This window comes from Sphingobacterium sp. UBA3519 (genome assembly GCF_002377215.1).
In the GTDB taxonomy this organism is placed as follows: Bacteria; Bacteroidota; Bacteroidia; order Sphingobacteriales; family Sphingobacteriaceae; genus Sphingobacterium; species Sphingobacterium multivorum.
Window position 1 is genome coordinate 44,863 of sequence record NZ_DFPI01000033.1, and the last position, 12,696, is coordinate 57,558.

Genomic DNA, 12,696 nt, shown 5'->3' on the forward strand with positions numbered 1-12,696 from the left:
CGGCTTTTCTTTACAGCTATTTTTATCGCAATTTCGTTGCGGAAATTAGTAAACCTAAACTTAAATCATCATAATAACCATTTATATCATGAATAGAATCTTCATTTTTCTGTTTCTCCTGTTGGGGATGTCAGCTGCTGTTCAGGCACAAAGGCAAGTATTGATCTTTAGCAAGACAAAAGGGTTTAGACACGGAAGCATCGAAAAGGGTGCAGAGGTACTTAAGCAATTGCTTGATAAAGAAAAAATAAAATCTGATCATTCGGAGGATGCAGTTCTGTTTACCGATCAGGGATTGAACAAATATGACGCCGTTATCTTTCTGAGCACAACCGGCGATATTCTCGATAATGCGCAACAGGAAGCATTTGTGCGGTATATACAATCGGGAAAAGGATTTGTGGGTATCCATGCGGCGACGGATACTGAGTTTGATTGGCCATGGTATAACGGCCTTGTAGGGGCGTATTTTGCGTCTCATCCTGCTGTACAAAAAGCCAAAATTGATGTGCTGGACAGAAAACATCCGGCCACCAAGCACCTCGATCCGATCTGGTGGCACAAAGATGAATGGTATAATTTCAAGGATGTGAAGGACGGATTGCATGTGTTGATGAATTTGGATGAAAAAAGCTACCAAGGAGGAAAAATGGGGGATCAACATCCAATCTCCTGGACCCAGAGCTACGATGGAGGGAAAGTCTTCTATACCGGGCTTGGACATACCGATGAGTCCTATGACGAACCTGAGTTCCAAAAACATTTAATTGGAGGAATTTTATCTGTTCTTCCCAAGAAAAAGTAACTTATTTTATAGTTGGCGTTTTCTTAAATAGGGCATGGTACATGCTTCTATGTGGCAATAACACAATGAAAAGTCCCAAATGGTCATTCCATTTGGGACTTTTTTATAATTGATGGCGAAATGGGAAGAGAACCGATTTTGCCATTTAATCGGGTTTAATAGTTCAGTTTATATTTTGCGCCGATACTAAACCAACGACCGGGCATAGGAACGGCGGCAGCTTCTATATAGCTCTTGTCAAATATATTCTGAACATCCACAAAGATGTTTAAGTCTTGGAGTTGGTACGATCCTCTTACGTCAGCGATGAAATAAGATTTGTAACTGATACGCTCATTAAAGCGGTTTGCAGAAGTGAACATCCAGTTCTTGTGGTTTATGGTAAAGTTGGCAATAACTTGATGCCTTAAGCTTTCAATAGCATATTTGGATAGTATCCCGTCTGCTAATGTTATGCTTGGGTTGAGATAATTATAACTTAGCGTTGTAAAGTATCGTGTCGTTGCGCTGGGATCATTGATATTATATCGGAATGAAGCATTGAATCCATCAATTTTATTTTTTCCAATATTTATTGGTTTCCACGGAATGACCGTTCCGCTTCCTGTAGTGGCATCCTCTTTTTGCCAGTCAATGAAATCGTTTATCCTTCGATGGAAATAGCCCACTTGCGCAATAACTCGATTGGATAAGTATTTTATACCACTTTCTATCTGATAGGCATTTTCAGAGCTCAGTGTGGGGTTTCCGACGTTGGCTGTCTGATTGGTGTAAAGATCCGTAAAGGAAGGGATACGTTGGCTAGAACCTGCGTTGACTACAATCTTCCAATGTTCGGTAATATCATAGCCCAAATCTAGACCCGGGAATACCTGCCAGCCAAATTTTGAGTTATAATTGATGTAGGCACCTGAGTTGATCATCAGTTTTTCGATCGCCTCGGTTTTGAATTCCAGGTAGCCGCCGTAATTCTCCCGGTTATGGTCGCCAATACTGGTGCTATTGATACGTTCAAATCGACTTTCTAATCCTAAGCCAAATGTACCATAACTTTGCTCCAATGTAGCATTGATTTCTGCTCCAAAGACGTTGCTGTAATGTTTGGATCTACCTTTCGTTGTTTCTCGGCCTAAATACCAATATTCATCTTCGTTGTAGCGATTACTGAGGCGTGGACTGATGGAAAATGCCTGTGTTAATTGATGCTTGGACTGCAGGGAAGCGAAAGCTGTCTTAACCTGTTCATACGCTTCCTTGTCACTCGGTGCAGCGTAGTAACCATTGGCTCCAAATTGATTGTTGATATAGCCAACATTGGCTTTTATCATATTGGCTGTATTCGGTTGATATGTCCCGTCATAATAGAGTTTATTATTATTAGAGGCTGTATTATAGCGTTGCCCATTGGAGTCTTCGTGGCCAAAATATAAACCGTGGCTTGTTTGCTTGGTTAAGAACTGTGAGCCAAGCTGAACGCCTTTACCATAATACTTGCCTTTACTTGTCTGCTCATTATCTTTGAATGATGAACCACTATACACCTGGGCACTAATTTGATTTGATTCAATTTTTTTTGTTACGATGTTAATAGCGCCGGTTAGCGCATTAATGCCGAAAATTCTGGATGCTGGTCCTCGAATGATTTCGATACGTTCGATGGCCTCCAGCGGAACCGGAAGGTTCATATTGTGATGGGCACTCTGTGGATCGGTGATTTTAACACCATTGAGTAGGATCGCTGTCTGTTCAAAAGAGCCTCCGTCGATACTTATATCTGCCTGCGAACCGAATGGTCCACGTTGGCGAATATCAACTCCTGGGATATTGCTAAGCAATTCGTTGATTGATCGATTTGGTAGTCTCTGTATATCTTCCTGCGTCAATATTTGGATGTTCTTGCTTTGTTTTGAAAAAGGGATCTGTAAGCGATTTTGATTAATGATGACTTCACCCAAAGCGGTTGTGTCTTTAATCTGCGCAGTCGCAGCTCCAATACTCAGTACTAATGCAAGTTTTGTTAACGTAATATTCTTATTCAACATGCTTTCCTAGATTTTACGCTGCAAAAGTAGCTTAGCAGATTAAAAAATAAATAGTCCGGTGTGAATAATACTGGTAGTCCGGATGATGTTTTATAGCCTTTTTACATCCATTCTTCTCGACCGATACGCTTTTTCCCTGTTATATCGATGTGATCTTGCTTGTTGGTGCTTTTTATTTTTTCAATGTTGGTCAAATCGGGTTGGCCAGATTCGAGCCAGGCGGAATACCAATAGGAGGCAACACGTAAGATGGTTTTTTGCATTCTCCTTTCTACCATACCGTTCATGGCTTCATGATAGGCTCTGGCATAATTATCAGAGTAGGTCCATACCAATTGATTGTTTCGTTCAATAAATGATTTTTTTTGAGATGCCTTAAATTGACGATCGAGACCAGCTTCAATCGTTAAGACAGAATCCACAAGGCGATTACTTTCGTAAACAATAACCCAGGCTTCTTGTAGTGGATCTTTGATATAGCTGGCTTTTCCGACGCGAAGGTTGTATTTTTCGGAAAACATTTCCGGTAAGCGGCTTTCCCAGAATGCATGTATGCCTAGTTGATTGGTGAGCTGTCCATTGTAATTTTTAGTCGTATGCAATGGAACATGGGCGTCTGCAATATAATGGCCCAGTTCTGCTGAGTGTTTGATGATCCGTTTATAATCTTTTGCTTGAAAGGCCTTAACAAGCTTTTGATAGGTAAGGTTGATTTGCCAGGGTACTATACCATTTTTTAACAATTGACTTTCTTGAAATCTTTCTTTGGCTTGTGACCAATGTAGGGGTATGGTGTCAATTGTACTTTCCTTAAGGTAGTCCTCCATATCGATAAAATGTCTCGGGCCTTCAGCGCTATCTGTGAAGCAACGTTTGTCTGGATCGACCGCTTTTTCGGTAATAAGGTCGATATTGGATTTATAAAATTTTGCCAACTTTGCTGGTAGGGCGAAAACGGCATAATGATTAATTTTTTTATGCGCAAAAAATCCCCACGATGTCAAAATTATCATGGCGATTATGCAAAGCATCTGATAAAATAGAGACTTCATGGGGTATCAAACTGGCTATTAATTAATTGTTGATATTAAATATACATAAAGGAAAATTAAAAATGGATTAACTGCATTTTTTATTGATGTTAATTTATATTTTCTTAACATAACTAAACAATAAAATAATATTGATACTCGTTAAAATTGATTAATTTGCCGACACTAAATGCAGTCATTATGAAAATATTGTATGCCGTACAAGGGACAGGAAACGGACATCTGAGCCGTGCAATGGATATTGTCCCCTGTCTGAGGGAGTTAGGGGAAGTCGATGTTTTGGTTAGTGGAATTCAAGCGGATCTATCATTACCTTTTGAAGTAAAATACCGTTATCATGGGCTGAGTTTTATCTTCGGTAAATCCGGCGGGGTAGATCTGTGGAAAACTTTTATGAGTTCGACGATCCGCAAATTTACGAATGAAATTAAGAGCTTGCCCATCGAAAACTATGATTTGGTGATCAATGATTTTGAACCGATCTCTGCTTGGGCTTGTCATTCAAAAGATCTAGAATGCATTGGGCTGAGCCATCAGATTGCTGCTTTAGACCCCTCGAGCCCCAAGCCAGAAGATAGTGACATGTTGGGCAAATTTATCATGAAAAATTATGCTCCGTCTACCCATTCCTATGGTTTCCATTTCAAGCGGTACGGCAAGAACATTTATCCACCGGTTATCCGTAATGCTGTTCGTGAATTAAATGTCACCGATCAGGGACATTACACGGTTTACCTCCCCGCATATGACGATGCGCATCTTTTAAAGCATTTGATGAAGTTTCCGGACGTGAAATGGGATGTCTTTAGTAAACATAATTCAAAGGCATTTGACATGAAAAATGTAACGATAAGGCCGATCAATAACCAATCTTTTATTGATAGTATGGCATCTTCTTCTGGAGTTTTATGTGGGGCGGGTTTTGAAACACCGGCAGAAGCGTTATATTTGAAAAAGAAACTGTTAGTTATCCCAATGAAAAACCAGTATGAGCAGCATTTGAATGCAGCGTCATTGGAAGAGATGGGAGTGCCTGTAATTTCGAGTTTAAAACAGAAGAACATGCTGGCGATAGAAGCCTGGCTCAACAGTAAATCTAGGGTTGACGTTGATTACCCTAATATCACGCAAGAAATTATAAATGAAATCGTGCAGAAGCACCGTTAAACACACATGAAGTATATCGCATTAGCCCTATTATCCTTGACGACGGTCACAGGATTTGCTCAACAAAAAAAAACGAACACGACGGCAAAGAAGAAGGTCGTCGCAACTAAACAAAGTGCAACAAATCAACTAAAAACGAAGGCCGATTCTGTGTCTTATGCATTTGGTGCCGATATCGGAAATTCCCTAAAGTCTATTGAGATCGATTATTTGAAGTCAGATGTCATTGCAAAAGCAATTTCGGATGTTCTGAAAGGAGAGAAGTCTCTATTGGAAGAGGGGCAAGGAAGAGCTGTTATCCAACAGGCGATCATGGACGTTCGTGCTAAAAAAGAGGCTGCTAGCCGTGCTGAAGAAGATAAATTTTTTGCCGAAAATGCAAAGGTTGCTGGGATGAAATCTACAGCTGAGGGAATTCAATATCTTGTTCTAAGTCAAACCGAAGGGCCAAAACCAAAAAGTGACGATGAGGTAACAGTGCATTATAAAGGTACCTTATTGAATGGAAAGCAATTTGATAGCTCATATGACCGTAAGGAGCCATTGAAACTATCCTTGGGTCAGGTGATCAAAGGTTGGCAGATTGGAATCCCATTAATGTCCAAGGGGGCAAAGTATAAATTTTTTATACCAAGCAGATTAGCGTATGGCGAACGGGCAACAGGTGAAATTCCGGCAAACAGCACATTGGTGTTTGAGGTAGAATTGCTTGATATTGGTGCAGATGGAACAACGTAAATTAGGTAATACAAGCTTAATCGTTTCGGAAATAGGTTTGGGCTGTATGTCGCTAAAAAGCAATCAGTCCAAACAATCGAAAGATATTATCCAAAAAGCTTACGAGAAAGGGATCACTTTCTTCGATACGGCTGATCTCTACGATAGGGGTCTAAATGAGATGATCGTTGGGGAAAGTGTGCAAAGCTTTCGCAAACATATTGTGTTGGCGTCGAAAGTTGGTAACCTTTGGCGTGCAGATGGATCAGGTTGGGATTGGAAGGCTTCAAAGGACTATATTATCAAGGCTGTGGAAGGTTCCTTGTCACGTTTAAAAACGGACTACATCGACCTCTATCAGTTACATGGTGGTACGATAGAAGATCCGATAGAGGAGATTGTTGAAGCGTTTGAGTTGTTGAAGAAACAAGGGAAAATCCGTGCTTATGGTCTTTCTTCAATTCGCCCAAATGTTATTAAGGCATTTTTATCCAAATCTGATATGGCCTCAGTTATGATGCAATACAGCTTATTGGATAGAAGACCTGAAGAAGAAATCAGTGGCTTATTGGAAGAACGGGGGGTAAGTATCGTCGTACGCGGCGTATTAGCCAAAGGTGTTCTCATTAACAAACCTATTGAACCTTTCTTGCAGTATAGTTCGGGAGAGGTGGCCCATATCGTGAGAAACTTGGCAAATCTTTCCAAACGTATCGGAAAAGACAACATGATTGTTGCTCTTTCTTATGTGCTTTCTAACGCAGCTGTTGCTACAGCACTTGTTGGTGTGAGTACCAAATTGCAATTGGATGAATTGATCAGAGCAAAAGAGCAGATGATCAAATTCAGTGATTCGGATAAGCAGGTTCTATTGGAAGGTGTCCGGTCGTTATACTATACCGAACACCGGTAAGCTTTACTATTTATTGAAAAATAGTCTTAATATTTTAGCGAGGTCTTCTTTTGTATCCACAGCGACAGTTTCATGCGTTGTAATTGCCGTTTGAATGGCGTAACCGTTTTCTAACCAGCGCAGCTGTTCCAATGCTTCTGCTTCTTCTAGCATAGAAATAGGAAGTTGTGTCAGGGCTTTTAATGTATCTACCTGGTAGGCATATATTCCGATATGTTTATAGAATGTTTGCTTGTGTAGCCATTGGTCTTTTTCCACAGCTCTTAAAAAAGGAATGGTCTGCCGACTGAAGTAGATGGCTTCTCCTTTGGTGTTTCGGACAACTTTGGGTATGTTTACATTAAAGAGTTCCTCTTCTGCTGTAATTTCCTTGACCAAGGTCGCAATCTGCGTAGTGGTATCTTCAAAACAACTTGCTAAAAGATCAATTTGTGCGGGGTCGATAAAGGGTTCGTCACCCTGTATATTGATGGCAACATCATAGCCTCCTATATTCGTTATGACTTCGGCGCAACGATCTGTTCCCGATTGGTGATGTGCTGCGGTCATGACGACTTCGCCACCAAAAGAGCGTACAGTCTGTGCGATGCGTTGGTCGTCAGTAGCAACAACAACCTCGTTTAATTTTGTTGATTTTTTGACCTGTTCGTAGACACGCTGGATCATCGTTTTTCCTTCAATGTCGATTAGCGGTTTTCCAGGGAATCTACTCGATGCATATCGGGCAGGAATAATACCTAAAAATTTCATTTTTTATTTTTTATCATTGGCTGAGGAAATGCGCGTTTATCAAAAAGCCTGTAAAATCAATTGACTTACAGGCTTTTTGATGTCGCAATTATTCGAACAATCCAAATAATTCGGCTTCGATCTTTTGAATGATATTTCCGAGGTCCTCTGGGTTTGTGGTAAAATCTAGATTGTCTTTGTCGAGAATCATGACCTTACCGTCTTTGTAATTATTGATCCATTTATCGTATTTATCGTTTAGCTTTGACAAATAATCCAAACGAATTGCAGACTCATAATCACGGCCCCTTTTTTGGATATTATTCACCAGGGTAGGGACAGAGGCTTTGAGGTATATCAATAAATCCGGCGGTTTGATATAGTGGATGATGCTTTGAAAAATATTACTATAGTTTTCAAAATCACGTGCGCTCATTAAGCCCATATCATACAAGTTTTCGGCAAAGATATAAGCATCTTCATAAATGGTACGGTCCTGAATCATATCAATGCCGGTTTCCTGCAATTTTACAATATGTCTAAAGCGACTGTTGAGGAAAAAAATCTGAAGATTGAAAGCCCAGCGTTTCATGTCCGAATAAAAATCTTCCAGATAAGGGTTGTTGTCTACAGCTTCAAACTGAGGTTCAAATTTAAAGTGGCTGGCCAACATTTCGGTTAATGTTGTTTTGCCGGCACCTATATTTCCAACGATAGCTATGTGCATATTATTTCTAGCTTAATAAAATCTTCTAATACCAATAATCTCACGAACTTCTTTCAGGGTCTTGCGTGCGGACTCGCTTGCTTTTTCAGCGCCCATTTTTGCAACTTTAGCAATGTATGCATCATCGTTTGATATTTCTTCAATACGGGAGCGGACATCGTTGGTGGCAAGGACCATATCTTCGGCCAATTGCTTTTTGAAATCACCATAACGAATTTCACATTTGTTATAGAGTTCATCAAAATGCTGTAATGTGTCTGCAGTAGATACGACCTTCATTAAGTCAAAAAGATTTTGGATCGCTTCAGGTTTAGGCTGGTTCATCTCCGTCGGGCCTGAATCCGATACTGCGCGCATCACCTTTTTACGAATTACGGTTTCACTATCCGATAGATAAATACAATCAGCTTCACCATTAGATTTACCCATTTTTCCCTGTCCTGCAAGTCCGGGAACTTTCACCAATTTGTCAGAATAGGAGAACGCAAATGCCTCTTTAAAATAATCTACATTATATAAGCGATTGAAGCGATTACCAAAAGTCCGCGTCATCTCCAAATGTTGTTCCTGATCTTTTCCTACAGGGACTTTTGTACCATGATGAATCAATATATCACAGGCCATCAAAACCGGATAAGTCAATAATCCAGCGTTAACATTGTCGGGATTGCTTCTAACTTTATCTTTAAAAGCTGTAGCGCGTTCAAGCTCGCCGAGATAGGCGTTCATATTCATGTATAGATAGAGTTCCGCGACTTCTGGAACATCAGATTGAACGTAAATAGTCGATTTTTCAGGGTCTATTCCTGCTGCTAAATATTCAACAATAACTTGGCGAACCGTTCCCTGAAGTCCATGAGGAGTGGGGTGGGTCGTTAGTGAATGTAAATCCGCAATGAAAAAAAAGCAATTATATTCGTTTTGCATTTTCACAAAATTGCTCAATGCGCCGTAATAATTTCCTAAATGTAATTTTCCGGTACTTCTGATACCGCTAACAACTGTTTCCATATTGCTGCGAATTTACGCATAAATTTGACAAAGTCGAATTAAATTCGGTCGCTGCCCGCCTTTTATAGGAATTGCATTATTTTTTCAATTTTTTAGCTTCATTCCAATAAACGTCCATTTCTGCTAAACTCATTTCCTGCAGTTGCTGCTTATTTTCGGCTGCTTTTTGTTCCAGATAGGTGAAGCGTGCAATGAATTTTTTGTTGGTACGTTCAAGCGCATTTTCAGGGTTTATACCCACATGCCGTGCATAATTTATCAAGGAGAATAAGAGGTCGCCAAATTCGCCTTCCGCTTTTTCCTGATCCATTGGAAGTGCTGTCTCTAGATTAAATTCAGCTTTAAATTCGGCCAGTTCTTCCTCTACTTTTTCCCATACTTGTTTCTTATCTTCCCAGTCAAAGCCGACACCGCGCACTTTATCTTGAATACGATACGCCTTCACCAATGCCGGCAAACCTTTCGGGACGCCGGAAAGAACAGATGTGTTGCCTTCTTTGAGCTTGATTGTTTCCCAATTGGATTTGACCTGATCTTCTGTATCGGCATTGGTGTTACCGTAGATGTGGGGATGCCGCGTAATCAATTTATCACAGATTGCATTAAGTACGTCTACGATATTGAACTGTCCCTCTTCTTCGGCAATGCGGGCATAGAATACAAGGTGCATCAAGACGTCACCAAGTTCTTTTTTTATTTCGGGATAATCTTTTTCCAAAATGGCGTCGGTCAATTCATACATTTCCTCCATCGTCAAATGGCGAAGGGTTTCCATGGTCTGTTTCTTATCCCAAGGACATTCAATCCGTAAGGTATATAAGACATCGAGTAATCGTTGAAATGCCAATTGAGGTGTATGCTGATAAGCTGGTGCTGCTAGATTTGCCATATTTCATCGTGTTTGGTAGCACAAAAGTAGACATATGATTTTGAATAAACTATTTCAACTTGCGGAAAACAAAACCCTTTTGTCAATCGTTTTATAATAAATTATAAAAATTAGAATTTAGATCGGGTTTAGAACAATCAACTATGGAAAGAATGCATGGATACTCCTCTGCAAGTGTTGCCTTGGAAAAGTTAAACAACTTAGGTTACACAATAGACTATAATATCGAATTTGACGATTTGTTGGCTCATGCTGATGAGTATAAAATTGACTACTTATTTCGCTACGAAGGGGCGTCAGATCCTGATGATGAATCAACCGTATATGGTATCAGCAAAAATTCAGGACAGAAAGGCGTTTTTGTTGCTGGCAATTTATCTTTAATTGAAGGTAAAAAGCGCGATATTCTATTACAATTAGAGCTTAGGGAACGGGAGCTGTAGTCTTATGGGAAAAAATGAAATGGAAACCACCGAGCGGCTTGAGCAGCTTAAACTTTGGGCCCTGAAACGGGATGGTAAAGATGCGGCAGCGGAATATCATGATCTCGGGTCAGATCGTTGGTTGCAGGTGTATAGAAATGAAGCACTCAACCTGATGAAAGCAGGCGCCTACGACAAAGGGTCGAGGCTGTTTGAGTCTTATGTTGAGGTTCACTACCCACATGAACTGGAAAAATTGATTGGCAAATTGGAGCGTAGTTACGACAGTTTACAGCGATTTAGCCCAGGATTGCTTGAAGATGGATTCTATAATCTTGTTTTGGGTGATATTCCTTTGCTTATGGCAGGTACGATCGTCGTTTTGCTTCGAGCCAAAGAGTCTGATTTTCCAACCGTTTATAATAATGATGCCGGTGCCGACATGCGAAGTTCTCCAAATTGGCTTATACAGCAGTCAAACAGCGCTATTTGGGTGGATATGCACCAAACCGCATTAAATAATATTCACTACCCGGATAAAATTCTTTAGTCTGGCAAAATTTTTGTAGCCGATTATATTAAAAAAAAGGAAAACTGACTAGTTGTTCCTTTTTTGGATTTTTATTGAATTATAAACCCATTTTAAATTTTATTTTATGATGTTGTACATCGGCATTTTTGCTGTTATCGTTGTAGCTTGTGTGTTTTTTTCTCTTATGATGATGAAAAAACAAAAGGAGACGGCCAAAAAATATGAAGGTGAATCCGGGATTGGCCTAGCTCCAGGCGTAAAAGATGAATTGTTAAATGATGAATTTAGCGAATTAAGAAAACAATTGAACGGCGCTCCAATCGACGCCTTCACGCAATGCGCGTATATTGCAACGGTTGGGGATAAAGTTGCTTCGGCTGCGGCGACAGCAGCGAAGACTGTTGCTTGGGCGGCTGTAGGAGTAAAGGCTCGTTACAATGAACGGGATAACGCTTCTTATCTGGTGCTTAGCAACAACGAATTGCATTAAGTATTTTTTGATGAGGGGGAGGTGAGAGACCATTTGGTTTTCGATCATGAAACCTTGCTCAATGCACGGACTGCGCAGATTACAAATGCTGAAAAGGTAACGCGTATGGGCTCCGTTATGGGCTTGAAACCTAAGAAAATGCATCTTGACCTCAATGGAAATGGGCTCGATATCATGTATTATGGCACTGTTCAGCGTATGCCGCATGGTATTATTTCTCCAGGTTCAGGTATGTTTGAAACGCAAGCCAAGCTCCAATTGATGGGGCGTTTGTTTTTGGATAGATTATATAAAAAATATCCGCAGCTACAGAACTAACCCGTCTAGAAATGTCATTTTAGTTTCGTTTTAAATGAAGTAAGTGTCCGCTTCTACTTGATTCCGCGTTGCTTTTAGTAAATTGTATTTATCATAAAATTTGTAGCATATGAAAATTTTAGCAGATAAAGTAGCTTTAGTAACGGGGGCTGGTTCGGGGATCGGACTGGCTGTTGCACTGGCTTACGGTAAAGAAGGAGCAAAGGTCGTTGTCTCGGATATCAATGAGCAAGCGGGCCAGGAAACAGTAAAACAAATTGAATCTCTGGGAGGAGAGGCCGCGTTCTTTAAAGCAGATAGCTCATCTCCGACTGACAATGAGGTGTTGGTAGCTTTTGCAGTCAAAACATTTGGTCGGCTCGATATTGCCTGTAATAACGCGGGTATTGGGGGAGAGGCTGCCCTAACTGGAGAGTATAGTCTAGATGGCTGGAAAAAAGTCATCGATATTAATTTCAATGGCGTATTTTATGGCTGTAAATATCAGCTGGAGGCCATGGAAAGCAATGGAGGCGGAGTTATTGTGAATATGGCTTCCATTCATGGTACTGCTGCTGCTCCAATGTCAAGTGCTTATACTGCAGCCAAACATGCTGTTGTGGGATTGACAAAGAACATTGGTGCAGAATATGGTCAAAAAAATATTCGTTGCAATGCAGTTGGGCCTGGCTACATTGATACCCCTTTATTGGCGAAGTTGGATAAAGAGCATATCAATGCATTAATTAGTAAACACCCTATTGGACGTTTGGGAAAGGTCGAGGAAGTCGCTGAACTGGTTCTTTTCCTAAGTTCGGATAAATCATCCTTTATGACTGGAGGGTACTATTTAGTTGATGGCGGTTACACCGCTGTTTAATAGAGGTCGTTTAATAAAAACGG

Annotated in this window: 15 protein-coding genes; 9 read left to right on the top strand and 6 right to left on the bottom strand. The window is 40.4% G+C overall.

Annotated elements, in window-relative coordinates:
- The first annotated feature begins 88 nt into the window (after nucleotides 1-88).
- Nucleotides 89-805 (top strand): ThuA domain-containing protein, encoded by a 717-nt coding sequence (locus tag B3297_RS20570; protein WP_286779398.1) that lies wholly within the window; start codon nucleotides 89-91, stop codon nucleotides 803-805.
- A 155-nt stretch (nucleotides 806-960) separates the two neighbouring features.
- Here B3297_RS20570 and B3297_RS20575 read toward each other — a convergent pair whose 3' ends face one another.
- Together B3297_RS20575 and B3297_RS20580 are read right to left on the bottom strand one after the other, a co-directional pair.
- On the bottom strand, nucleotides 961-2,847 hold the full coding sequence (locus B3297_RS20575) for a TonB-dependent receptor plug domain-containing protein (protein ID WP_286779399.1): 1,887 nt from the start codon (nucleotides 2,845-2,847) through the stop codon (nucleotides 961-963).
- 101 nt (nucleotides 2,848-2,948) lie between these two features.
- The gene (locus B3297_RS20580; RefSeq protein WP_286779400.1) at nucleotides 2,949-3,860 is read right to left on the bottom strand and encodes a zinc dependent phospholipase C family protein; all 912 of its coding nucleotides are present in this window, start codon (nucleotides 3,858-3,860) and stop codon (nucleotides 2,949-2,951) included.
- A 219-nt stretch (nucleotides 3,861-4,079) separates the two neighbouring features.
- Between B3297_RS20580 and B3297_RS20585 the strand changes: the two genes are divergently transcribed.
- From B3297_RS20585 to B3297_RS20595, 3 genes are read left to right on the top strand one after another with little or no spacing between them, the layout of a single operon-like run.
- The gene (locus B3297_RS20585; protein ID WP_046675898.1) at nucleotides 4,080-5,066 is read left to right on the top strand and encodes a glycosyltransferase family protein; all 987 of its coding nucleotides are present in this window, start codon (nucleotides 4,080-4,082) and stop codon (nucleotides 5,064-5,066) included.
- 6 nt (nucleotides 5,067-5,072) lie between these two features.
- Nucleotides 5,073-5,804 (top strand): FKBP-type peptidyl-prolyl cis-trans isomerase, encoded by a 732-nt coding sequence (locus B3297_RS20590; protein WP_286779401.1) that lies wholly within the window; start codon nucleotides 5,073-5,075, stop codon nucleotides 5,802-5,804.
- Nucleotides 5,791-6,696, top strand: a complete 906-nt coding sequence (locus B3297_RS20595) for an aldo/keto reductase (RefSeq protein ID WP_204990721.1) — start codon at nucleotides 5,791-5,793, stop codon at nucleotides 6,694-6,696. Before B3297_RS20590 ends, B3297_RS20595 begins: the two co-directional genes overlap by 14 nt.
- Nucleotides 6,697-6,702: 6 nt before the next feature.
- Here B3297_RS20595 and kdsB read toward each other — a convergent pair whose 3' ends face one another.
- The 4 genes from kdsB to mazG all read right to left on the bottom strand — a co-directional run bounded on the left by kdsB (nucleotide 6,703) and on the right by mazG (nucleotide 10,052).
- On the bottom strand, nucleotides 6,703-7,446 hold the full coding sequence (gene kdsB, locus B3297_RS20600; protein ID WP_070568708.1) for a 3-deoxy-manno-octulosonate cytidylyltransferase: 744 nt from the start codon (nucleotides 7,444-7,446) through the stop codon (nucleotides 6,703-6,705).
- An 88-nt stretch (nucleotides 7,447-7,534) separates the two neighbouring features.
- Entirely contained in the window at nucleotides 7,535-8,152 is a 618-nt protein-coding gene (locus tag B3297_RS20605; protein WP_046675902.1) for a deoxynucleoside kinase, read from the bottom strand.
- A gap of 12 nt (nucleotides 8,153-8,164) precedes the next feature.
- Complete coding sequence (gene trpS, locus B3297_RS20610; RefSeq protein ID WP_046675903.1) at nucleotides 8,165-9,163, bottom strand: tryptophan--tRNA ligase; 999 nt, start codon at nucleotides 9,161-9,163, stop codon at nucleotides 8,165-8,167.
- A gap of 76 nt (nucleotides 9,164-9,239) precedes the next feature.
- Nucleotides 9,240-10,052, bottom strand: a complete 813-nt coding sequence (gene mazG / locus B3297_RS20615) for a nucleoside triphosphate pyrophosphohydrolase (protein ID WP_286779402.1) — start codon at nucleotides 10,050-10,052, stop codon at nucleotides 9,240-9,242.
- Nucleotides 10,053-10,195: 143 nt separating this feature from the next.
- Here mazG and B3297_RS20620 point away from each other — a divergent pair, with 143 nt between their 5' ends.
- From B3297_RS20620 to B3297_RS20640, 5 genes are all read left to right on the top strand, one after another.
- Entirely contained in the window at nucleotides 10,196-10,495 is a 300-nt protein-coding gene (locus B3297_RS20620; RefSeq protein WP_286779403.1) for a hypothetical protein, read from the top strand.
- A 4-nt stretch (nucleotides 10,496-10,499) separates the two neighbouring features.
- On the top strand, nucleotides 10,500-11,024 hold the full coding sequence (locus tag B3297_RS20625; RefSeq protein WP_286779404.1) for a hypothetical protein: 525 nt from the start codon (nucleotides 10,500-10,502) through the stop codon (nucleotides 11,022-11,024).
- A 106-nt stretch (nucleotides 11,025-11,130) separates the two neighbouring features.
- Nucleotides 11,131-11,496: a hypothetical protein gene (locus B3297_RS20630; RefSeq protein ID WP_286779405.1), complete on the top strand. Its 366-nt coding sequence runs from the start codon at nucleotides 11,131-11,133 to the stop codon at nucleotides 11,494-11,496.
- A 21-nt stretch (nucleotides 11,497-11,517) separates the two neighbouring features.
- The gene (locus B3297_RS20635; protein WP_286779406.1) at nucleotides 11,518-11,814 is read left to right on the top strand and encodes a hypothetical protein; all 297 of its coding nucleotides are present in this window, start codon (nucleotides 11,518-11,520) and stop codon (nucleotides 11,812-11,814) included.
- 109 nt (nucleotides 11,815-11,923) lie between these two features.
- Nucleotides 11,924-12,673, top strand: coding sequence for an SDR family NAD(P)-dependent oxidoreductase (locus B3297_RS20640; protein WP_286779407.1), 750 nt, complete (start codon nucleotides 11,924-11,926; stop codon nucleotides 12,671-12,673).
- The last annotated feature ends 23 nt before the right edge of the window (nucleotides 12,674-12,696 follow it).

What these genes read in the sequence shown, in the direction of transcription:
- B3297_RS20580 (WP_286779400.1), bottom strand. Translation starts at nt 3,860, where the DNA reads ATGATAATTTTGACATCGTGGGGATTTTTTGCGCATAAAAAAATTAAT.
- B3297_RS20595 (WP_204990721.1), top strand. Translation starts at nt 5,791, where the DNA reads ATGGAACAACGTAAATTAGGTAATACAAGCTTAATCGTTTCGGAAATA.
- kdsB (WP_070568708.1), bottom strand. Translation starts at nt 7,446, where the DNA reads ATGAAATTTTTAGGTATTATTCCTGCCCGATATGCATCGAGTAGATTC.
- trpS (WP_046675903.1), bottom strand. Translation starts at nt 9,163, where the DNA reads ATGGAAACAGTTGTTAGCGGTATCAGAAGTACCGGAAAATTACATTTA.
- B3297_RS20590 (WP_286779401.1), top strand. Translation starts at nt 5,073, where the DNA reads ATGAAGTATATCGCATTAGCCCTATTATCCTTGACGACGGTCACAGGA.
- B3297_RS20585 (WP_046675898.1), top strand. Translation starts at nt 4,080, where the DNA reads ATGAAAATATTGTATGCCGTACAAGGGACAGGAAACGGACATCTGAGC.
- B3297_RS20630 (WP_286779405.1), top strand. Translation starts at nt 11,131, where the DNA reads ATGATGTTGTACATCGGCATTTTTGCTGTTATCGTTGTAGCTTGTGTG.
- B3297_RS20570 (WP_286779398.1), top strand. Translation starts at nt 89, where the DNA reads ATGAATAGAATCTTCATTTTTCTGTTTCTCCTGTTGGGGATGTCAGCT.
- B3297_RS20620 (WP_286779403.1), top strand. Translation starts at nt 10,196, where the DNA reads ATGGAAAGAATGCATGGATACTCCTCTGCAAGTGTTGCCTTGGAAAAG.
- mazG (WP_286779402.1), bottom strand. Translation starts at nt 10,052, where the DNA reads ATGGCAAATCTAGCAGCACCAGCTTATCAGCATACACCTCAATTGGCA.
- B3297_RS20625 (WP_286779404.1), top strand. Translation starts at nt 10,500, where the DNA reads ATGGGAAAAAATGAAATGGAAACCACCGAGCGGCTTGAGCAGCTTAAA.
- B3297_RS20640 (WP_286779407.1), top strand. Translation starts at nt 11,924, where the DNA reads ATGAAAATTTTAGCAGATAAAGTAGCTTTAGTAACGGGGGCTGGTTCG.
- B3297_RS20605 (WP_046675902.1), bottom strand. Translation starts at nt 8,152, where the DNA reads ATGCACATAGCTATCGTTGGAAATATAGGTGCCGGCAAAACAACATTA.
- B3297_RS20575 (WP_286779399.1), bottom strand. Translation starts at nt 2,847, where the DNA reads ATGTTGAATAAGAATATTACGTTAACAAAACTTGCATTAGTACTGAGT.